18 protein-coding genes are annotated in these 20,113 nt (G+C 61.6%); 3 read left to right on the top strand and 15 right to left on the bottom strand.

The window, feature by feature from the left end:
- Positions 1-43: 43 nt before the first annotated feature.
- Positions 44-1,054 (bottom strand): putrescine carbamoyltransferase, encoded by a 1,011-nt coding sequence (ptcA, locus tag PLAV_RS05820; protein ID WP_012110028.1) that lies wholly within the window; start codon positions 1,052-1,054, stop codon positions 44-46.
- Between the two features lie 214 nt (positions 1,055-1,268).
- On the opposite strand from ptcA, the gene aguB reads away from it, so the two are divergent.
- Positions 1,269-2,141 (top strand): N-carbamoylputrescine amidase, encoded by an 873-nt coding sequence (gene aguB / locus PLAV_RS05815; RefSeq protein ID WP_012110027.1) that lies wholly within the window; start codon positions 1,269-1,271, stop codon positions 2,139-2,141.
- Here the strand turns inward: aguB and PLAV_RS05810 are convergent.
- The 13 genes from PLAV_RS05810 to PLAV_RS05750 all read right to left on the bottom strand — a co-directional run bounded on the left by PLAV_RS05810 (position 2,138) and on the right by PLAV_RS05750 (position 17,107).
- Positions 2,138-2,833, bottom strand: a complete 696-nt coding sequence (locus PLAV_RS05810; RefSeq protein WP_012110026.1) for an endonuclease/exonuclease/phosphatase family protein — start codon at positions 2,831-2,833, stop codon at positions 2,138-2,140. The two genes, aguB and PLAV_RS05810, sit on opposite strands and share 4 nt — an antisense overlap.
- A complete protein-coding gene (locus PLAV_RS05805) occupies positions 2,830-5,004 on the bottom strand; it encodes a VTT domain-containing protein (RefSeq protein WP_012110025.1) in 2,175 nt (724 codons plus the stop codon). The genes PLAV_RS05810 and PLAV_RS05805 overlap by 4 nt, the downstream gene beginning before the upstream one ends.
- 85 nt (positions 5,005-5,089) lie before the next feature.
- A complete protein-coding gene (locus PLAV_RS05800) occupies positions 5,090-5,494 on the bottom strand; it encodes a nuclear transport factor 2 family protein (protein ID WP_012110024.1) in 405 nt (134 codons plus the stop codon).
- Between the two features lie 24 nt (positions 5,495-5,518).
- The gene (locus PLAV_RS05795; protein ID WP_012110023.1) at positions 5,519-6,280 is read right to left on the bottom strand and encodes a glucose 1-dehydrogenase; all 762 of its coding nucleotides are present in this window, start codon (positions 6,278-6,280) and stop codon (positions 5,519-5,521) included.
- Positions 6,280-7,773 (bottom strand): amidohydrolase family protein, encoded by a 1,494-nt coding sequence (locus PLAV_RS05790; protein ID WP_012110021.1) that lies wholly within the window; start codon positions 7,771-7,773, stop codon positions 6,280-6,282. The genes PLAV_RS05795 and PLAV_RS05790 overlap by 1 nt, the downstream gene beginning before the upstream one ends.
- 30 nt (positions 7,774-7,803) lie before the next feature.
- Positions 7,804-9,147 (bottom strand): NAD(P)/FAD-dependent oxidoreductase, encoded by a 1,344-nt coding sequence (locus tag PLAV_RS05785; protein WP_012110019.1) that lies wholly within the window; start codon positions 9,145-9,147, stop codon positions 7,804-7,806.
- A 121-nt stretch (positions 9,148-9,268) separates the two neighbouring features.
- Complete coding sequence (locus PLAV_RS05780) at positions 9,269-9,910, bottom strand: response regulator (protein WP_012110018.1); 642 nt, start codon at positions 9,908-9,910, stop codon at positions 9,269-9,271.
- The gene (locus tag PLAV_RS05775) at positions 9,907-11,118 is read right to left on the bottom strand and encodes a sensor histidine kinase (RefSeq protein ID WP_012110017.1); all 1,212 of its coding nucleotides are present in this window, start codon (positions 11,116-11,118) and stop codon (positions 9,907-9,909) included. The genes PLAV_RS05780 and PLAV_RS05775 overlap by 4 nt, the downstream gene beginning before the upstream one ends.
- Positions 11,119-11,166: 48 nt before the next feature.
- Entirely contained in the window at positions 11,167-12,123 is a 957-nt protein-coding gene (locus tag PLAV_RS05770) for a formylglycine-generating enzyme family protein (RefSeq protein ID WP_012110015.1), read from the bottom strand.
- 10 nt (positions 12,124-12,133) lie between these two features.
- Positions 12,134-13,789, bottom strand: a complete 1,656-nt coding sequence (locus tag PLAV_RS05765; protein ID WP_012110013.1) for a sulfatase-like hydrolase/transferase — start codon at positions 13,787-13,789, stop codon at positions 12,134-12,136.
- Between the two features lie 104 nt (positions 13,790-13,893).
- Positions 13,894-14,772: a poly(3-hydroxyalkanoate) depolymerase gene (gene phaZ / locus PLAV_RS05760; RefSeq protein WP_041535870.1), complete on the bottom strand. Its 879-nt coding sequence runs from the start codon at positions 14,770-14,772 to the stop codon at positions 13,894-13,896.
- Positions 14,773-14,827: 55 nt separating this feature from the next.
- Positions 14,828-16,519, bottom strand: coding sequence for an alpha/beta fold hydrolase (locus PLAV_RS05755; protein WP_012110011.1), 1,692 nt, complete (start codon positions 16,517-16,519; stop codon positions 14,828-14,830).
- 171 nt (positions 16,520-16,690) lie between these two features.
- Positions 16,691-17,107, bottom strand: a complete 417-nt coding sequence (locus PLAV_RS05750; protein ID WP_012110010.1) for a DUF1330 domain-containing protein — start codon at positions 17,105-17,107, stop codon at positions 16,691-16,693.
- A gap of 227 nt (positions 17,108-17,334) precedes the next feature.
- On the opposite strand from PLAV_RS05750, the gene PLAV_RS05745 reads away from it, so the two are divergent.
- Both PLAV_RS05745 and PLAV_RS05740 read left to right on the top strand, forming a co-directional pair.
- Positions 17,335-18,408 (top strand): DUF2855 family protein, encoded by a 1,074-nt coding sequence (locus PLAV_RS05745; protein ID WP_012110009.1) that lies wholly within the window; start codon positions 17,335-17,337, stop codon positions 18,406-18,408.
- A gap of 31 nt (positions 18,409-18,439) precedes the next feature.
- The gene (locus PLAV_RS05740; protein ID WP_012110008.1) at positions 18,440-19,471 is read left to right on the top strand and encodes a glutathione S-transferase; all 1,032 of its coding nucleotides are present in this window, start codon (positions 18,440-18,442) and stop codon (positions 19,469-19,471) included.
- Between the two features lie 6 nt (positions 19,472-19,477).
- Here the strand turns inward: PLAV_RS05740 and PLAV_RS05735 are convergent, their stop codons facing one another.
- Entirely contained in the window at positions 19,478-20,080 is a 603-nt protein-coding gene (locus PLAV_RS05735) for a TetR/AcrR family transcriptional regulator (protein WP_012110007.1), read from the bottom strand.
- Between the last annotated feature and the right edge of the window lie 33 nt (positions 20,081-20,113).

Below are 20,113 nucleotides of genomic sequence, written 5' to 3'. Positions count from 1 at the left end.
AATTTTTCTACGCGTGGCAAACACCGCTTCACTCCCGGAAAGGTCAGAGAAAATCCGTCAGGAAATCCTCGACCAATCCCTTGTGGCGCGCGAGCAGAGCTTCGGAGGGGCGCTTCAGGCGGGGATAGACGAACCAGACAAGCAACGCCTTCTCGGTGTGCAGCCGGTTTTCGGATTGATCGAGGATGATGGATTGCGTGCCGTCCATGACTTCGTCGGTTGCCTCGACGCCGCGCGAGGCAGGAAGACAGTGCATGAAGCGCGCGGTGGCCGGCGCTTTTGCCATCAATGCCCCATTGACCTGGAATTTCGGCATAAAGGCGGCGCTGCGCTCGGGTATCTCGCTTTCCTGACCGACCCACCACCAGAGATCGGTATAGATGAAATCGGCTTCGGCGACAGCGGCGGCAGGGTCTTCGGTGAAGGAAATTTTCGCGCCCGACTCCGCGCAAGCGTCGCGCACCATGGCACGGTGCGCTTCGGATATCTGATACTTCGCGGGCGCCGCCTGGGTGAAGGAAATCCCCAAGCGGGCGCAGATGAACATGAGCGAAATGCAGACATTTGTCGCGTCGCCGACGAAGGCGAGATTGAAGTCTTCGAGTTTCTTACCTTTCGGCGCATGTTCCGTCATGGTGAAGACGTCGCAGACGACCTGTGTCGGATGATTGAAATCGGTCAGACCGTTGAGGACGGGAACAGTCGCGTATTTCGCGAGATCGAGGACCGTCTGGTGCTTCAGCGTGCGCGCCTCGATGGCGTCGACCATGCGGGAGACCACGCGAGCGGTATCCGCGATCGACTCGCGGGCGCCGAGATGAATTTCGCCGGGACGGAGATAGAGCGCGTGGCCGCCGAGCTTGGTCATGGCGACTTCGAAGGAGACGCGGGTGCGAGTGGACGGTTCCTCGAAAATCATCCCCAGAGAGGCGCCGCTCAACAGTTTCGGACAGGCGCCATCCTTGTCGGCCCGCTTCAGCAGTGCCGTCAGCTCCATCATGCGGAGCAACTCCTCCTTCGAGAAGTCAAGGATTTGAACGAAATGATGCAACATCCGGCGTGTCCCCTCTTTACGGAAATGCAGACGCAGCCGAGTATGTACGGGGAGCCGAAGCCGGGAATTGATCTGCCGCAATGCGGAGTTGAAAATTCGCGGAATCCGGCGATTTTCAGCTGCTAAATCGACGCATGACGGGCGATAGACGCAATTTGTAACGATCCCGGCAAGCAGCCGGGCCAGGCCCGCCGGTTTTGTCAGGAGTAAAAGCATGACGCATATGACGGTCGCCGCCACGCAGATGGCCTGTGGCCATGACCGCGACGAGAATATTGCGCGGGCGGAGACGCTGGTAAGGGCGGCGGCGGAAAAGGGCGCACAGGTGATCCTGCTGCAGGAGCTCTTCGAGACACCTTATTTCTGCAAGGATACGGAGCCGGACCTGATGCATCTGGCGACGCCCATTGCCGACAACCCTGCGGTGCATCATTTCCGGGCCCTCGCCGCGCACTACAAAGCGGTCATTCCGGTGTCGATCTACGAGCGCGCCAACAATGCGCAGTATAATTCACTGGTGATGATCGACAGCGGCGAGATCCTCGGTGTCTACCGGAAATCGCATATCCCGGACGGGCCGGGCTATCGCGAGAAATATTACTTCAGTCCCGGCGATACCGGCTTTTACGTCTGGAACACACGCCATGGCCGCATCGGGGCGGCGATCTGCTGGGATCAATGGTTTCCGGAGACGGCGCGCATCCTGGCGCTGAAGGGCGCGGACGTGATCCTCTACCCCACCGCTATCGGCTCCGAACCGCATGACGAGACGATTCATTCGCGCGACCACTGGCAAAGGACGATGCAGGGACATTCGGCGGCAAACCTCACGCCCGTAGTCGCATCGAACCGCGTCGGGCGGGAGGAAGGCCGCAGCTGCGCCATCACGTTTTACGGCTCGTCCTTCATCACGGATGCATCCGGTGCCAAGGTGGCGGAGGCGGACGAGCGCGAAGAGGCCGTGCTGACGGCGACTTTCGACGTGGAGCAGAATCGGCGGCAGCGCGTCAACTGGGGCGTATTCCGCGACAGACGACCGGAACTTTACACGGATATCCTGACGCTGGACGGGACGCAGCGGCGCTAGCCCGCGAGGGAGATGTCCGCGATGATGGGGAGGTGGTCGGAAATCGGCGCGGCGCCTTCATCCGTCCAGCTTTTCACGATGGCAGCGGCGCCACCGCAATAAATCCGGTCCAGACGAAGAAACGGCCAGGCCGAGGGGAAGGTCTGCTCCATCGTGCGCGAGGGCAGAACCGCCCTGAGGCGGCGGCGGACCCAGCCGAAAGAAAACCAGTCGTTGAAGTCGCCCATCATGATGCAGGGCAATTTTTCCTCGCGGGCAAGATCCACAAGCATCGAGGATTGCAGGCGGCGCTCCCAGATGCTGAGGCCCAGATGCGTGGTGACGAGGCGAAGGGGCCCCCAGGGCGTTTCGATATTTGCGGAGATGGCGCAGCGCGGCTCACGCGAACGAAACGACAAATCGCAGACGCGTGTGCCGGAAAGCGGGAAGCGGCTGATGACGGCATGGCCGTAGTGACCATCCGGGGCGGAGATCGTGCGGCCTTCGGCGGCGTGCTCGCCGAGGGCTTCCTTGAGGATCGACAGCGGCGCGCCGCCATCGAGCCGGCCGCGGGAATCCACCTCCTGAAAGGCGACGATATCCGGATCGTGGCGCTCCACGAGGCGGACGATGCGCGCGAGATCGAAACGGCCGTCGCGGCCGACGCCGCCGTGAATGTTCCAGCTCAGAACGCGAAGAAAGTCTCTCCTCACCTCGAACTCCGCCTTTTCGAGATGAGGCGCTGGAGGCCGAGCGCAAGGGCGATCCATGCCGCGAGCGAGCCGAGGATGATCGCGATATCGAGCAGCGATGGGTCCTGGAGGATCGTGAAGACGCGATCACCAAGGACGGACAGGACCAGGATGCCGGGCGCGAGGCCGAGCAAGGTCCCGACCATGTAGTCGATAATCGGCACGCGCAGAGCCCCCGCCACGAGATTGACCAGCATGAAAGGTGCGACCGGCACGAGGCGTATCGTCATGATGGTGACGACGCCGCGCTTGCCGATGCCGCGGCCGATGCGATTGATGCGGGGGCCGATGAGATTTCGCAGCATGTCGGCACCGAGCGAACGGCCGGCCAGGTATGTGGCGGCGGCGCTTGCGAGGGAGCCTATGCCCGCATAGAGGAGGCCCGGCCAGAGACCGAAGGTCGCGGCCGTGGCGACGATGAGCACGGTGACGGGAAAGGCGATGAAGCCGGTCAACACATATATGGCGACGACAATGACGGGCGCGAAGGAACCAGCGGCGACTCCATCGAAGGAAGAGCGCAGCGTCTGCGGATCGGCGTAATCGGAGAGCGGCGTGTAGCGCCAGAGAAGCACCAGAGCGCCGACAAAGAGAAGGGCGGCAGTCGCTTTCGCCATGGCGGAGAGGCCGCCGCTCTTGTCCGCTTCGCCTGCGAAATCGACGATATCGGCGAAATATTCGCCCGCGCCTATGGGCTGAACCGGGTCAGCCACTGCTTCTATGGCACTGGCCGTTTCACCGGACAGGTCGGTTGCGTCTTCTACCGGATTGAGGCGGCGCGTCTTGCTGCCGCAATTGTCCATGGCGGTGAAAAGAGAGTCTGACTCGCGGAGCGTGGCGACGATGCGCGCGGGGTCGGCACCGCAATGCTCGCCAAGCAGGCGGCCAAGCGCCGCCAAGACGGCTTCGCGGCCATCGCCGCTGTCGGCCTCCACCGCGAGGTCGCATTCGGAATCCATGCCCATCGAGCGATGGCAGAGATTGGCGGAGCCGACACGGAGAATGGCGTCGTCGACGATCATCACCTTGGAATGGACCATGATGGGGACCGCCTCGTCGCCTTCGCCTATAGTGGGATGAAGCAGGCGGACGCGATCCGCGACACCGGCCTCACGCAGGATTTCCATGAAGCGGATGCGTCCCATCAGCATGGTGCGATGCTCCAGCCATGTGTGATGGGTTTCCGGCACGACGAGGAGCGCCTCGAGCGAGGGAAGCTGCCGGAGACGGGCGGCGAGACGGCGGGCGAAATCCGTGCAGGTCAGGAACTGGTTCTCGATATAGATCCAGCGTTGCGCAGCGGCGACCATATCGCCGAAGAGTGCCTGCACTTCACGGACTTCCGGGCGGCCGGAATAAGGAGGTTCGGTGCGGGCGATGCCGACGGAAACATCGCGGAAATGCGAGTCGATGGAGCGGGGCCAGGGGTCGCCGCCGGTGCGCGGGGGATCGAGCTTCTCGGCGGCGGCATGTTCCCAGCGGCGGCGCGCAAGATCGCCCAGTGCCGCGGCTGCGGGCCCATCGACCATCATCTGCACATCGTGGAAGGGGCGATAGGGTTCGTTCGCCGGATCGACGCGGCCGGCATTTCGTGGATCGTGGGCGGAGGTGTCCCAGCGGCGGACCGTGATGTCGAGGCCGCCGCAGAAGGCAAGCTTGTCATCGATCGCGACTATCTTCTGGTGATGCGAGGCGCCGATCGGCACGCGATCGTCGAGGCAGAGGTCGATATTGCCGGGCGTGCTCCAGCGGAAGGCGACGACGGGGAGAAGCTCGCGCTCCATCGCATAAAGGACGGAATAGTCCCAAAGGAGAATCTTTATGGAGAGGTCCGGCTTTTCCTTCGCCAGCGCCTTCAGAAATTCCCCTAAGGTCTCGGGAAGACCATCATCCGCCTTGCCGCTTTCACCCACAAGGCGGGTGCGACTGTCGATATCCCAGCCGACGATGATGAGCGAATGTTCGGCATTGCGCATCGCATGGCGGACGGCGCTATAGTAAGCCGCGCCATCCACAAGGAGGTGCGCCCGCGCGGCTTTCTCCACGCGCCAGACATTGCGCGCGGCCTGAAGCACGGCACTCTTTTCCCGCCCTCCCGCGTCTTCCGTCGCAGGGAAGCCCTGAACCGACATGCGTGATTTTCTCCAGGAATGAGGGTTCTCGCGGGGAAAACGCATCAGACGGGAAAAAGTCTCACCTTTCCGGCGAAAATTCCGGTCAGAGCTTCAAGCCGGTGGGGCCTTCAAAGGAGGCGAGATCGAAATAGTCGCTGAAACGCCAGATCTTGCCATCTCGCAGTTCGAAGACGCCATTCACCGGCAGGTCGACGCTCCTGCCGTCATGAAGGCGGAAATGATCGACACGTTCGGCGAAGACGAGGTTTGGTTCAGCGCAGATGCGGATGATTTCGAGATCGGCATATGCGAAGGCCGCGAGGAAATCCTCGAAGATCTTGCGGATACCGGCGATGCCCTTGATCGGCGCGACCGGAACATTGTGATAGACGGCATCGGGCGCGAAGCAATCCATGATGCCGGGGATGTCGCGCTTCTGCCAGGCGCCGAGAAAATCGGCGACCAGCTTTTTCGAGGCTTCAGCCGTCATCATCGTGGTGGTGTTCATTTTATTTTCCCTCTCTCGTGATTTTTATTGGGCGACATAGCCGCCATCGACGGCGAGCGCGTGGCCGGTGACAAAACTGGCGGCGGGCGAGGCCAGCCAGATGGCGGCCTCTGCGGCCTCCGACGGCACGCCAAGACGGCCCATGGGTTTCAGCGCGAGAAGTGCCTCGCGGAAGCCGGGCATGTCGTCTGCAAGACGATCGACCATCGCGGTTTCGATCATGCCGGGGCAAAGCGCGTTAACGCGGATGCCGGACTTCGCGACGTCTATGGCTACCGATTTCACGAGGCCGACGACGCCGTGCTTGCTGGCGACATAGGCCGCCAGACCACCGGCACCGACGAGACCGGCGACGGAGGCAGTGGCAACGATGGCGCCCTGCCCTTGCGCGATCATGCCGGGCAGGACGGCGGCCATGGTACGCCAGGCGCCGACGACATTCGTGTCCATGACGCGGAGGAATTCTTCTTCCGATGGCTCCCATGGAGTGGCGAGGCGGCCCTCCACGCCTGCATTGGCGAAGGCGACATGGGGACTTGAGCCGAATTCGGATTTTGCGCGGGCGACGAGCGCGTCGAGATCGGATTTGCGGCGGACATCGGTGCGGAGGAAGAAGGCCTTTGCGCCTTTTGAGCGGAGGGAGACTGCAACCTCCTCGCCCGCCTCCGCTATGTCGCCGAGAGCGAGGGAGGCACCTTCGCGCGCGGCCGCCTCCGCAATGGCGCGGCCGATGCCTGCCGAGGCGCCGGTGACGAGGATGATTTTTCCGTCGAACGCTGCGGCCATCAGCCCTGCCCTCCGGCACTGCGGATGAAGCCGTAGTAGTTGTTGGAGGGCGCGGCGCCCGCCGCCACATATTCAGCCTTCACCCTGGACAGGGCGTCGGTTCGCCATGCCGCATCGGGGCCTGCGAGATCTTCGAGGCCATAGAGGCGCGAACCATTGCCGGCGAAGATGGCGCTTTTCACTTCCCCGTCTGCCGCGCCGAGCGCCGCGAAGTTGTGCGCCTTGCGCATGTCTTCGGGGATTTCGATGCGGCGCATGGCTTCGATCTGCCATTGCGGCGAGCCATACCAGACGCTGTCGGTTCCCCAGATGACGTGATCGGCGCCCATGCCGCGGATGATGACGCCCATCAAGGCGGCGGCGAGGCGCGGATGGGTGACGGCGCAACTGCCGAAGGTGGTGCCGAGTTCGGCATAGACATTCGTGACGCCGTATTTCTCCGGGATGTCGGCGAGATCGCTTACCCAGTCGATGCGCCCGGTCCGTTCAAACTGCGCGAGGAGCGGATCCGGCGATGTCATGAGCGGGCGGAAGCCGGAGTGGTAGATGATGAAGTTCAGCTCCGGCCAGTCGCGCGCGGCGGGGCCGACATCGTCCACCATGGCGTGACGCCAATGGGTGATGACATTTTCGTAGTCTTCCGGCAGGAGACCTTTGTGGATGCAGACATTGCGGATGCCTGCTTTCACCATTCGCTCATAGGCCGGATACATCAGCTTCTCGTCATCGAGCCGCCACGGATATTGCGAATTGTCGAAGGGATCGCCGAGCGTGTAGCCCTTCCAGCTGTCGGGCTTCAGGACCTCGATGGCGCGGTCTATCTCATCCAGCCAGCCGGGCTGGCCGGGCGCGATGACCGTGTGGGACAACATGCGGCGCGAGCCCGATGCCTTGTTGACGAAATTGCGCGCGTCGGCGAGGCCGTCATTGTTCATGATGACGTTCGGCCCGTGATCGGCGGGCGCGGCGCTGATGAGGCCAATTTTCGTGTCGCTGTCGAAATAGACTTCCTTCATGAAGTTATCGAACTTGAAATTGTCGAAAGTGATCTTGTCGAGGTCTGCGTTCCACTGCTTCGCGTAGTTGCCGAGATGGAGAATGCCGTCCCAGGCGTAGTCGTCGCGAATGAAATGGAGCTGCATGTCGACGATATATTGATCGGCGAAACGGGCGGCGCGCTCGGCGGCGGCGGCGGGATCGAGCGTTTCGGCATGAGCGACGGAGAAGACGTCGCCGCCGAAGACCTTGTTCATGACCATGAAGGAGGCGGCGAGGCCTGCGCCCGAACGCAGGAAGGCGCGGCGATCCATGCCGAGCCTACCGCCCTGTTCATCGGCGGCAGCAAGAATGCCGCTTTCCACGCGGGCCTGATCCGGCGTCTGCGGCATCGGCATGTATTCGCCGTTCGAGACGATACGCGTCGGGATCGGTGTGCCGGTCGCGTCTTCTTCAGCGGGAGAGACGCGCCGCCTCTGCCTGTCTGTGAGCCACATGGAAATTCCCTCCGGTTCAGTTTTCTTTTTTCAGTGCGCGCGGGCGAAGAGGCTATGCGCGAGGACGCGGGTTGCCAGCCCGGGCGAGAGCAGAGAAGCCGGCGGGCGAAGCAGATGCATGACTTCGAGAAAGCTTTTCGCAGCCCGGCGATCGCTCCATGAGAGCTCGTGGACCTGTTCGAGATACCAGTTGGCGAGCCTCGTCCAGAGTGGCGGATGAGGGGCGACAAGCGGATCGCGGTATTCCTCTGTCGTGGAGATAAGCCAGCAGCGATTGGCAAATTTTGCGTATTCGCGCTGGAAGACGGGGCCGAAGCCAGCAAGGCCCGAATTGCCGTGCTTCGCGCGGCGCTCGAGGCAATCGTCGAGGATGCGCGCGGCTGTGGCGCCTTGCGTCATGCCCTGGGCGTAGATCGGGTTAAACGAACAAGCGGCGTCGCCGATAACAACCAAGCCATCCGGCATGGTGGCAAGGCGGTCATAGTGGCGGCGGAGATTGCCCGGGAAGCGGTGGAGGCCGGCCTGCGTGAGCGGTTCGGCATCGCGGATCGCCTCGTAGATGTCCGGGACGGAAAGGCCGCGTGCGAATTCGAGGAAGCCCTCGTCATCGGCGGGCGGTTGATCGCCGCGCCAGCCAACCAGCGTGACGAGCCAGCGATCGCCCTCTACCGGGATGATGACGCCGATACGGGCATCCGGGTAGCGCGGGTGAACGATGAGGGATTGCCAGTCGCGCGCGCCGCGCGGCATCCGATAGGCGCGAGTGGCGTAGCCGACATCGACGGGCAGTTCCGATATCTCGACAGTGCCGAAGCCGAGGGCGGCGAGGCGCTGTGGCGTTTTCGAGTTGCGGCCCGACGCGTCGACGACGAGATCGGCTGCGATTTCCTCGCCATCCTTCAGCCGGACGCCTGTGACGGAACCGGGCGCCGTGGTGAAGGTGTCGATTTCGGCGCGGTCGCGGATGGTGACGTTGCCGAGTGACTCGACGCGGCGGCGGATCGCCCATTCGAGGAAGCCCTTGCTCTGGCAATGCATGGTGATGCCGCTTTGAAAGCGCGCTTTCCAGCCGCCCGCATAAAACCAGCGGGTGTCGCCCGCCATATCGACGCGGCGGCCGCCGGCGGCAACAAGCTCATCCGTCAGGCCAGGGAAATAATGGCTGATGATTTCCTCACCGCAGCGAAGCAGGAGATGGACATGGCGCGACTGGGGCACGCCCTTGCGCCATTCGGGCTCCTCGGGAAGCGTGTCGCGCTCCAGCACCATGACATGTGCGAAGTGACGAGCGAGCGCCGCCGCCGCGATGAGGCCGGTGGTGCTGGCGCCGATGACAATGGCGCGGCGGGGGGCTGTGCTGCTCTTGCTCGCCACTCGATTTCCTCCAGGTTGATGGCGCGGAGGATCGGCCGGGGCGGCTTCGGGCGGTATTACACGGATGAGGGGGCGGGTGGCCTCTTTAGAGGGAAAAGGCCGGAATTCCGCCGGTTTCCAGCTACTCGATGAGCTGCTGGCGGAGCGAAATGGCAACCGCATGGGCGCGATCGGAGGCGCCCAGTTTTTCATAGAGGCTTTTCAAATGTGCCTTCACCGTATCCTCGGTGATGGAAAGCGTCTGGGCGATCATCTTGTTGCTCTGGCCATCGGCGAGGCATTCAAGCACCTGCAATTCGCGCGAAGTGAGCGTGGCCTTCTGGCCGGAAGTGCGGGCGTCCTGCGCAAGGCGGCGGAGCAGCGGTTTCGTCACCTCGGCCTGCAAATAACCCCCGCCCGCATGTACGGCGCGGACGGCACGAAGCAGGTCTTCCTTCGAGGCGCTTTTCAGCACATAGCCGCTCGCGCCCGCGTTCGTGGTCTCCCAGACATAGGCAGGATTGTCATACATGGTGAAAATGATGATGCCTGTTTTCGGCGCGGCGCGGAGGATTTCGCCTATCGCGGCGAGACCCGTCATGCCCGGCATCTTGAGGTCGAGGATGGCGACATCCGGCTTCAGGTTTGCTATTTCGCCAATGCCGGAACGCGCATCGCCGCTCTGCCCGATGACGGAAATATCTTCCTCCGCCTCCAGCATTTCGACAACCGCCTGGCGCAGGACATGATGATCGTCGATCAGGTAGGTGTAAATTTTTCTCACGACACGCCCCCTCCCGGCACCGTCACGACAAGGATGGCACCCTGCCCCGGCACGCTGCGAACTTCAAGCGTGCCGCCGAGCGCCTCCGCACGCTCGCGCATTGTGAGAAGGCCGAAATGACCGGGACGGACAAGGGCTGGATCGAAGCCTTCGCCATCATCCGAAACCGTGAGGCGCGCGGCGCCTTGCCCGGCCGGCTGGAAAGAAACGGAAACGTGGCGGGCGCGCGCATGCTTCCGGATGTTCAGTAGTGCCTCCTGAAGAATACGAAAGAGCATTGCGTCGGTGGCGGAGCGCCAGCTGCGCAGACCGGGCGCGATGTCGAGCGAAATGGAGAATGAGGAAGATTCTCCTTGCGCCGCAATGAACTCTTCAACGGCGACGCAGAAACCGAGATCATCCAGCACAGTCGGGTGAAGTTCGTTCATCAAGGCGCTCACATCCGTCGACAGGCTATCGACGGCGGCGCTTATCTCGCTGTCATTGGTGCGGTCCGCCCCCTGCCGAAGCGCGAAGAGATGGCCGCTCATACGATCGTGCAGATCGCCCGCTATGAGGCGGCGTTCGTCTTCCTGCGTGCGGATGAGGCGCTGCAGAAGCGCGCGGGCGCGGTCTCGCGCGAAGCTCAAGGCACGGGCACGATCGAGCGCGAGGTCGAGATTTTCCTGTGCCCAGCGCGCGAGAAGGACGCCGAGAGCAGCGGAAAAAGACAGATGGAAGATCGCGATAACGAGGGACGAGAGTTCGGGAGAGGCTCCCGGTGCGACGAGATAGAGGAAGACGGTGAGGCCGCTGTTCAGAACGAGGAGGCCGAGCGTTTCGCGCCAGCCAAAGCGGAAGGCGGCGGCAAGCAGCGTGAAATAGTAGAACGGAAAGAAGGGAGAAGCAGGGCCGCCGGTGACGATGCACATAAGCGTAACGAGGACAGGGTCACCCACCGTGGTGATGCGCGCGCTTGAAAGGATCGAGCCAGCGCCGGCAATGCGCCAATGGGCAAAGGCGGTGTAAGCGAGGCCGCCCGCGTAAACGATCCATGCCCAGCCCGCATCCGTGGCCGCACCACCGCTCCAGAGGATGAAGGCCCAGCCGGCGATACCGAGCCAGCGCAGCCAGACGATTTCGCGCTCAGCCTTTTGCAAATGACCGAGGGAGACCTGCTCAAGCACTGTGTCTGCGGGCTTTTCGCCCGATGCAAGATCGGCGGACATGGCGCAAGTGAGCAATGAACGGGGGAAACCGTCAAGCGGAAGAGCGGATCAGGGCGCGAGGACCGTTCGGAAACCGAGATGCGTGGTGGCGAGGTCGGCTTCTTGCGGCTGGCGCGCGCCGGGCCTGTATCTCAGGCAATAATTCGGCGCGCAGAGCCAGGAACCACCCTTGATGACGCGTGCGCCGGGGACGGTTTCATACTCATCGACCGTCCATTCCCAGAGATTGCCTATCATATCGTAGAGGCCGAGCGCGTTCGGCTCGAAACAACCGACGGGTGCAATGCCGACGAAGCCGTCCTCCGTGTTGTTGGCGACGGGGAAGAGGCCTTGCCAGGTGTTTGCCTCGCGCGGCTGCGCACGGGGCGGCGGCGCGTCCGCTTTCGCTTCGCGGGCGGCCCACTCCCATTGTGCTTCCGTCGGGAGCACCCTTCCCTTCCACGCCGCGTAAGCCTGCGCATCTTCATAGGCGATAGCGGTGACGGGAAAATGGTCGCGTTCCTCTATCGACGTGTCGGGACCGCCGGGGTGGCGCCAATTCGCGCCGGGAATGTATTGCCACCATTGCGAGATGTCGCCGGTGCCGCTCACATCATTCGGCATGACGAAGACGACGGCGCCGGGCTTTTGCATCTCGGGCGGGAGGCCGGGGTGACGAGCGGTGTCGACCGGACGCTCGGCCACCGTGACATAGCCCGTGGCGGCAACGAATTCGGCAAACTCGGCATTGGTGACCTCCGTACGGTCCATCCAAAAGGCTTCGACCGAGACCTCGCGCAGCGGCCCCTCTTCCGGGTAGAGCGTATCGCCCATCATGAAAGTGCCGCCTTCGACGCGGACCATGCCCGGGTGCGGCGTTTCACCGGCGATGGGCGAAAGGCATTGCGACGGCTCCGTCGAAGAAAGCCGTGCCGCTTCCCGGCCGCCACGCAGCCACACGAACGCCGCCGCCAGAACGGCGGCGGCGGCGAGGATAAACAGGGCGGCCAGGAGCCAGCGCTTCATCGCATCCTTCTCAATTTGCCCAGAAGACGAATTCATCTTCCGGCCCGCGCGGCGCACCGCCGAGAGGACGGTCTATCATGATCGGCGCTTCGATGAGCGCCGGCCAGACCGGCGCCGATTGTTCGCCGTCAACTTTTGCGAGCATTTCCATCATCTCGGAGAGCTTTTCCGGTTCGGCGTCCGCCAGATTTTTCTGCTCCGTGGGATCGGCAGCGAGATTGAAGAGCCACTTCTTCTCCGGGCGTTCGGACGTCTGGAGTTTCCAGCCTTCGGAAAGCAGAACCTTGTAATGTCCCGACCGCCAGAAAAGCGTGCGCGAAGGATCGGTGTTGCCCGTCACCTGTGCCGTCAAATCAACGCCATCGATGACGCGATCCGCCGGCGGTGTCGCACCTGCTGCCGCAGCGACGGTGCTGAAGATATCGACATGGGCGACCGGATATTCATAGACGGTGCCGGGTGCTATGCGTGCAGGCCACTTCATGAAGAAGGGAACGTGGATGCCGCCCTCGAAGAAGGAGGCCTTCCAACCGCGATAAGGCTTGTTCAGATCCGGCAGGCCGACATAACCCGCGCCGCCATTGTCGCTGGTAAAAATGATGATCGTGTTTTCTTCGAGACCATTGTCGCGAAGGGCTTGCTTGATCTTGCCGACGCCACGGTCGAGCGCGACGACCATCGCGGCATAGACGCGCTCGGTGTGATTTTCGATATGGGCCAGCGCGTCATAATCCGATTTCAGCGCCTGAAGCGGCGTATGCGGCGCGTTGTAGGCAACATACATGAAGAAAGGGCGATTGCGATTTGCCCCGATCGCCTTGACGGCCTCATTGGTGAGATAGTCCGTCATGTATTCGGAAGGCTCGAACCTGTCACCGCCGTTGAACTGGACCGCGAAAGGCAGATTGGCCCAGAGAAAGCGGTCGATTGGATCGAAATCCTGGATCGAGTTCACGACGTCTGGACTGTTGCGCGGCAGGAACATCGAGGCGCCGGGAATGAACCCGAGAAATTCGTCGAAGCCGCGCTTCTCGGGACGAGATGTATCCGTGCCGCCGAGATGCCACTTGCCGAGCATGACATTGTGATAGCCCTGCTGCTTCAGCATTTCCGCGATGGTGATTTCGCTGGTGGGCAAGCTCATGGCATCGACTTCGGGAACGTCTTTCTCTCGCTCGGTAAAGTATTGCGCGCCGGCATCCTTGTTGAAGGTGGCGATGCCTTTCTGGAAAGCCTTGGGCGCAGGCGTGAACTCGAAGCCGAAGCGCGTGGCATAGCGGCCTGTCATGATCGCAGCACGGGAGGGTGCGCAGGTGGCATTTCCAGAATAACCGTTAGCGAACAAGACACCTTCATGGGCAATGCTGTCGATATGGGGTGTACGGACGGTGCCGCCGCCCATGCCGCCGCCTGCGAAGCTCAAATCGTTGAAGCCGAGGTCGTCCACGAGGATGAAGACGACGTTTGGCGCCCGCTCGGTGGGGGATGCCGTGGCTTCGGCAGGGCCCTGCTCCCAAGTGACTTCCCGGTTGGGCTGCACCGGATCGCGCAATTCCATCAGGAGGCCCGGAATGTAGATCCAGTAGCGGCTGAGCAGCACCGCGCCGACAACGAGCATGACGACGAGCGCGGCGAGAATACTCGCCCCGCGCTTTCCGATTTTCATGGCGCCTCACCCTCCCCGGGGATTTAATGACTTTCATTAATATAGAGAAATGCTTGTTGCCGTGCAAGCGGCAAGCGGGGAGACAACTCGGAACTAAAAAGGGCTCAAACGGCGGGGCGGACGCTTTTGCCGGTGCCGCGGAAACGGCGCTCGCCCTTGAACGAGCTACTTGCGAAAGGGCGCTTGGCGGGCTCCTTGTCCAGGAAATCGCGGATCAGGGGCATGACCTCATCCGGCCGCGAGACCAGGAAGAGATGGCCGCCCGAGACTATTTCCAGGCGCGCATTGGGAATGCAATGGGCGAGAATGCGCGCGTTGACCACCGGCACGATCTGATCGTTCTTGCCGGCGAGGACCAGCGTCGGCTGCTTGATGAAAGGCAGGAAAGGGAGGCTCGTCCAGCCCAACCCCGCCAGCAGCTGATAAAAATAGCCCCGCATGGACGGCGCACGCAGGCGCTTTGAATGATCCGCGCCATCGCCCTCATCGCCATAGAGGGTTTCGAAGTGCTTCATCATGTAGTCGGAGTCCATGTAGCGGCGCGGATGCGCCAGCTTCATCAACGCCTTCGGCTTGCCCGGCACCATGAACATGCCTGCCGATGTGGCGGCGAGCACAAGGTGGCGCACCCGCTTGCTGAACTGGAAGGCGAATTGCTGGGCCATCGCGCCGCCCCAGGAAACGCCGAGAACATCGACCTCGTCGTAACCTAACTCGTCGAGAACGCCGGCCGCCATGCGTGCGAATTGCCACGGACGATAAGGGAAAGCAGCGGCGGGCGAACCACCAACGCCCGGCGCATCGAGCGCGATGATATCCCTATCCGACAATTCATCCGCAAGCGGAGCAATGAGTTCGATATTCGCCCCGATGCCGTTGAAAAACAACAACGGGGTCTGAGCGCCAGTGCCCTCCCAAACCGCAGTACGGAGAAGATGCGAACCCACTCTGATTTCGCGGTATCGGGGTTGTCTTTCACTCATTCCGTGCACTCTTCATTGCACCCTTTTGCGCGGGTGGATTCGACTCACTACATATTCAGCCTAATACATAAGTGCCCGGGGCTGCATCCAAAGGCTTGTATTTGCGATTTCCGAGCTTTTTCGATGCGGGCTGCATCTCGCCGGAACGCTCTCCAAGCCATTTTGCCCAGCGTTCCCACCAGGAACCGTTAACTTCCGAAGCGCCAGCGGCCCATTCATCCGCAGTGGACGGAAGCTTGTCATTAACGAAGTATTTGGCCTTGGGGTTCCCCGGAGGGTTGAGAATTGCTTGGATGTGACCGCTGTTCGACAGTACGAATTCCTTGTTTCCACCGAGCATCTGCGTCGTTCTGTAGCAGGCTTTCCACGGCGTGATGTGATCCGTCACGCCACCAACGATAAACGCATCAATCTCGACCTTTCCGAGATCGATAGGCTCGCCCAGAATTTGTTCCTTACCCGGATTCGCAAAAGGCTGAGTTTCGTAGAGCGACAGATAGTCCGAGTGCAGAGCGGCGGTGAGATTGGTGGAATCATTATTCCAGAACAGAACATCGAAGGCTGGCGGCTTCTGGCCGTGCAGATAATTGTTCACGACATAGTTCCAGATGAGATCGTTCGGCCTCAACCACGCGAAAACGCGTGAGAGATCCGAGCCAGCAAGAACACCTTTCTTGGCCGATCGCTTTCGCGCCATCTCGATACCCCGTTTGGTGACCAGAACACCGACATCGCTGTCCTCCATTCGAGGGTCGAGCACGCAGACCCAGAAGGTGACGGAATTGACGCGCTTGTCGCCCTTTGCGGCGAGGTAGCTCAGAAGCGTTGCGGTTGTTATGCCGCCGGAACAGCCACCCGAGATATTGACCTTGTCGGAACTCGTGATCGCGCAGACGACGCCAATGACGTCGACCAGAGCGGCCACATATTCAGCAAGGCCCCAATCGCGATGCTCAGGCCCAGGATTACGCCAGCTCACCACGAAGACCTGGAAACCCTGGGTGGTGAGGTAGCGCGACATGCTCTTTTCGGGCGTGAGATCGAGCACATAGTACTTGTTGATCTGAGGCGGCACGAAGAGAAGCGGCATCGCGTGCACTTGGCCGGATTGCGGCGTGTATTGCAGCAGCTCCAGCATCTCGGTGCGATAGACGACGGCCCCTTCCGTGGTCGCTATATTTTCGCCGACCTTGAACGGGGACTTGTCGACCTGGCTCGGCATACCATGATTGTTGCGCAGATCGTCGATCGCGTTGCGGAAGCCCTGCACCAGCGAGCTTCCCCCCGTATCGAGCGCAAGCTTCACAGCGGAGGGATTGCCAACGAAAGTGTTGGTGGGCGCAACGGCGTCGATCATGATGTCCGCGACGAGCATGGCGCGGCCATGTTCGACGGGATCGAGATCGAGCGACTTGATGAAGCCGTGCACTTCAGTCTGGAAGGCGAGCCACCCCTGCATGAGGCGGCGATAGACGGGGCTCTTCTGCCAGGCGCTGTCGATGAAACGGCGGTCCTTCGGTTGGGGCGCGAACTTCGCTCCGCCGCCGACGATGTCGACGACATTGCGGCCGAATGAGCCGATATGCTGCATGAAGGTGAAGGGCTGGCGCGCAGCGCCACCCACGATCGACCCTATGGCAGAGAGCACATCCTCACGGCTGATGCCGACAATGGGACTGAGGACATTCGGCGTTTCGGCTGCTTCTTCGCCAAGGCCCGGAACAATATCTTCGCGACGCTTCGCCATGCGCGCCCTCCCCCTCTTGTTTTGACTGCGTCCGGCCTTCCCCTCCCGGAAGGCTGCCGCCCGGACGCGCCTTGTCTTTCACAGACGCAACAGGGGGATATGATGCGCCGGGAGGGGGGACGTCACAAGGGGTTCATTCGAGGCTTTTTCGGCTGAAAACCGGCTCCCGCTTCAGCCGCGGCGCGCGCCGATGTCGAGTTGACCGGCCAAGCCGGCCTCGCGGTGGATCATGATCGCCTGATATTCGGGAGATGAGATCATTGCCTGAAAGGCGGCGCGAGAAGGATACTCTATGAGGGCCACCCGGTCCCACAATTCCTCGCATTCGCCGACCAGAATACCATCCACGACGCCGAACCAGATGAACTTCCCGCCGAGCGCGGAGATGAGCTTCGCCACCTCCATGCCATAGCGCATATAGGCCTCCTCGCCTGAAAGCTCTGCGTCGCGGCCATCCGGATAGGCGGCATGCTCGCGGAATTTCAGGAGATTGACCAGAACGGCGGGACCATCATCCTCGGTGCCTGCACGGGCGAAAAAGGCTTCCTGCTGGCCGGGGGCCGGGCGTATTGCATTTTCGACTTTCATCGTATCGTTCCTCATTCGGCCCATGGAGATTGACGGATTATCCCGGCGCTCATTATATTGGCATTTAACGTGTCATTTTATCGGCGGATGTTCGAGCCGGTCAAGTGGACGCAAAACAATGAGCCAGGCGGATCTCGCATCAAGATTTCGTGACGCGAGAAAAACCGCCGGACAGCGGGGAGAGGACGCGACATCATGCGCCTGTTCGGCACGCAGAGGAGAGGCACATGAACACGCAGATCAGGGAATTCATCGTGAACCGCAACGACCTGGCGCAGTCCAAATGGGTAGAGCGCGAGGCGGAGGTCGAGGACGGTCAGATTTTGGCGGAGATCGAGAAGTTCGCCTTCACCGCCAACAACATCACCTATGCCGTCGCCGGCGACATGCTGAACTACTGGTCGTTCTTTCCCGCGGAAGGCGGCTGGGGGAAAATTCCGGTTTGGGGTTTCGCCAATGTGGTTCAGTCGAAGAACAAGGACGTCGCCGTGGGGGAAAGGCTCTATGGCTATTTTCCGATGGCCACGCATCTCGTTATGCAGCCGGAGAAAGTGACGCCGGGCAGCTTCCTCGATCTCTACAAATCGCGTCGCGAACTGCACCCCGTCTATAACAGCTATACGCGGAGCAATGCGCAGACGGTGCCACATGACGACCTGCAGCCGATACTGCGGCCGCTCTACACGACGTCGTTCCTGATCGACGACTGGCTTGCCGATAACGGATTCTTCGGAGCAAAGCAGGCGCTTGTGCTGAGCGCGTCGTCGAAGACGGGGCTCGGCCTGGCCTTCGGCCTGCACAGGCGCCGGCCCGACGCGCCGAAAACAATCGGCATCACCTCGCGCGGCAATATCGGCTTCGTGAACGGGCTCGGCTTCTACGACCGGACCATCGCCTATGACGATATCGCATCCCTCGATGCGAGCATGCCGACGCTTGTGGTCGATTTCGCGGGCAATGGCGAGGTATTGGCTGCCGTTCACAACCATTTCGGCGACAAGCTTGTGGAGAGCACGCAGGTAGGGCTTTCGCACTGGGACGCGGGGCGGCCGCCAAGCGGATTGCCGGGAGCAACGCCGCGCTTCTTCTTTGCGCCGGACCAGGTGCGCAAGCGCACGAACGACTGGGGCAAGGAAGGTTTCGACACGAAGCTCGACGAAAGCTGGAACGCCTTTGCCGAGCACGCGGATAAATGGCTGACCGTCGAACATGGCAAAGGCGAAGAGGCAATCGCGCACATCTATGCGGAGATGAGAGCGGGACGCATCAACCCGGCTGAAGGACATATTCTGACGTTCTGACAACCAGAAAATATCAAGGGCGGTAGCGACCATGACACTGACGACACCACTTATTCTAAGCGGCGCGCCGGGCTCTCCCTATACGCGCAAGATGATCTCGGTGCTTCGCTACCGTCACATCCCCTACCGATTCCTGCTTTCGGGACATTCCCTGCCCGAGAACCTGCCGAAGCCTAAAGTCGCGCTGCTGCCGACATTTTTCCTGAGCGAGGATGGCGGCCCCTATGAAGCGGCGGTCGACTCCACGCCGCTGATCCGGCGTTTCGAAAAGGCATTTAACGGGCGGCATGTCGTGCCCGCCGACCCGGTGATCGAATTCATCGACTACCTGCTCGAAGATTATGCGGACGAATGGCTGACCAAGGCGATGTTCCATTATCGCTGGCACTACAAAGCGGACATCGAGCGGGCGGCGGCCATTCTGCCGCGGTGGCGAGGCATCACCGCTCCGGAAGACGAAGCCTTGAAGATGGGGGAGCTCTTTGCACAACGGCAGATCTCGCGGCTTTATGTGGTGGGCTCAAACGACACGACGGCGCCTGTCATTGAGTCCAGCTTTCTGCGGTATCTCGACGCCTTGAAGGCGCATCTTGAACAACAGCCGTTCCTGATGGGACAGCGGCCCGGCGGCAGCGACTTCGGCGCCTTCGGCCAATTGACCCAATTGACGCATTTCGATCCGACACCGATGGAGGAAACGCTGAAGCGGGCGCCGCGTGTTTTTGCGTGGGTCGACATTGTGGAGGATCTGTCTGGCCTGGAGCCGACAGAAGACGACTGGATGAAGCGAGGCTCCATACCGGACACCATTCGGGGACTGCTTGCTGAAGTCGGCCGTGTGTACGTGCCGGCGCTCCTCGCCAATGCGGAAGCTCTGATAGCGGGGGCGGAGAAGGTCGAAACGGAGATCGACGGCAAGCCCTGGGTCCAGCAGCCCTTTCCTTATCAGGGAAAGTGCCTGCAATGGCTGAGGGAGAAACATGCCGCTCTTGAGCCCATCGACCGAAAGGCGTTGGACGATGTCTTGTCTGGAACGGGATGCGAGAAGCTCTTCCGAAACTGAGTGAAATCAGCCCTTGCCTGGTTTTCCCTCGACAAGGCTCGAGGTCACGTGCTCGACGACGCGTCGGGCCTGGGCGGGAGACAGCTCCTGGTCCGAGCGGAGACGGCGCCAGAATTCAAAACTGAAGACTGCGTCCAAGGCGTCGAGCAGCATCTTGTCCTTGCGGATGCCGGCGGGGAGCGCGGACCGCATTGCCTTGCGCAACATCTCATTCATGCGCAACCGATCTTCATGCAGGAAGGGCGAACGGTGCAGGTGCACATCCGCCGCCGTCCGAAACGGCATGATCCGCTCGAACAATTTGGCGCGCCGGTCGATCATTTCCGACACGATTTCCGCAGTGGACCCCGAAGGCTGAGGAAGGTTCACCATCGGCATAATTTCAAGAAGCATCGCCTCCGCAATTTCGCGATAGAGGCTTTCCATATCGTCGAAGTGGCGGAAAACGCTGCGAAGTCCAACATCCGCCCGCGCGGCGACCTCCTCGGCCCGCGGCGCGACCGAGCCTTCGCGAATCAGTTCACGCATAGCCTCGACAATGCGGCGGCGGCTGACTTCGCTGCGCAAGCGGCGGCCATCCTGTTTTTGCTTTCCCGGGGGCGGGGTCATCTTGTCCTTCTGGTCAATAAGTGATGTCGGTCT

Source organism: Parvibaculum lavamentivorans DS-1 (assembly GCF_000017565.1).
Taxonomy (GTDB): Bacteria; Pseudomonadota; Alphaproteobacteria; order Parvibaculales; family Parvibaculaceae; genus Parvibaculum; species Parvibaculum lavamentivorans.
This window is presented reverse-complemented; position numbering and strand designations above follow the sequence as displayed.

Excerpts from the sequence above, each read along its gene's own strand:
- PLAV_RS05775 (WP_012110017.1), bottom strand. The coding sequence starts at position 11,118 with ATGTCCGCCGATCTTGCATCGGGCGAAAAGCCCGCAGACACAGTGCTT.
- phaZ (WP_041535870.1), bottom strand. The coding sequence starts at position 14,772 with ATGAGTGAAAGACAACCCCGATACCGCGAAATCAGAGTGGGTTCGCAT.
- PLAV_RS05735 (WP_012110007.1), bottom strand. The coding sequence starts at position 20,080 with ATGACCCCGCCCCCGGGAAAGCAAAAACAGGATGGCCGCCGCTTGCGC.
- PLAV_RS05770 (WP_012110015.1), bottom strand. The coding sequence starts at position 12,123 with ATGAAGCGCTGGCTCCTGGCCGCCCTGTTTATCCTCGCCGCCGCCGCC.
- PLAV_RS05740 (WP_012110008.1), top strand. The coding sequence starts at position 18,440 with ATGACACTGACGACACCACTTATTCTAAGCGGCGCGCCGGGCTCTCCC.
- PLAV_RS05755 (WP_012110011.1), bottom strand. The coding sequence starts at position 16,519 with ATGGCGAAGCGTCGCGAAGATATTGTTCCGGGCCTTGGCGAAGAAGCA.
- PLAV_RS05790 (WP_012110021.1), bottom strand. The coding sequence starts at position 7,773 with ATGTGGCTCACAGACAGGCAGAGGCGGCGCGTCTCTCCCGCTGAAGAA.
- PLAV_RS05765 (WP_012110013.1), bottom strand. The coding sequence starts at position 13,789 with ATGAAAATCGGAAAGCGCGGGGCGAGTATTCTCGCCGCGCTCGTCGTC.
- PLAV_RS05750 (WP_012110010.1), bottom strand. The coding sequence starts at position 17,107 with ATGAAAGTCGAAAATGCAATACGCCCGGCCCCCGGCCAGCAGGAAGCC.
- aguB (WP_012110027.1), top strand. The coding sequence starts at position 1,269 with ATGACGCATATGACGGTCGCCGCCACGCAGATGGCCTGTGGCCATGAC.
- PLAV_RS05745 (WP_012110009.1), top strand. The coding sequence starts at position 17,335 with ATGAACACGCAGATCAGGGAATTCATCGTGAACCGCAACGACCTGGCG.
- ptcA (WP_012110028.1), bottom strand. The coding sequence starts at position 1,054 with ATGTTGCATCATTTCGTTCAAATCCTTGACTTCTCGAAGGAGGAGTTG.
- PLAV_RS05795 (WP_012110023.1), bottom strand. The coding sequence starts at position 6,280 with ATGGCCGCAGCGTTCGACGGAAAAATCATCCTCGTCACCGGCGCCTCG.
- PLAV_RS05800 (WP_012110024.1), bottom strand. The coding sequence starts at position 5,494 with ATGAACACCACCACGATGATGACGGCTGAAGCCTCGAAAAAGCTGGTC.
- PLAV_RS05805 (WP_012110025.1), bottom strand. The coding sequence starts at position 5,004 with ATGTCGGTTCAGGGCTTCCCTGCGACGGAAGACGCGGGAGGGCGGGAA.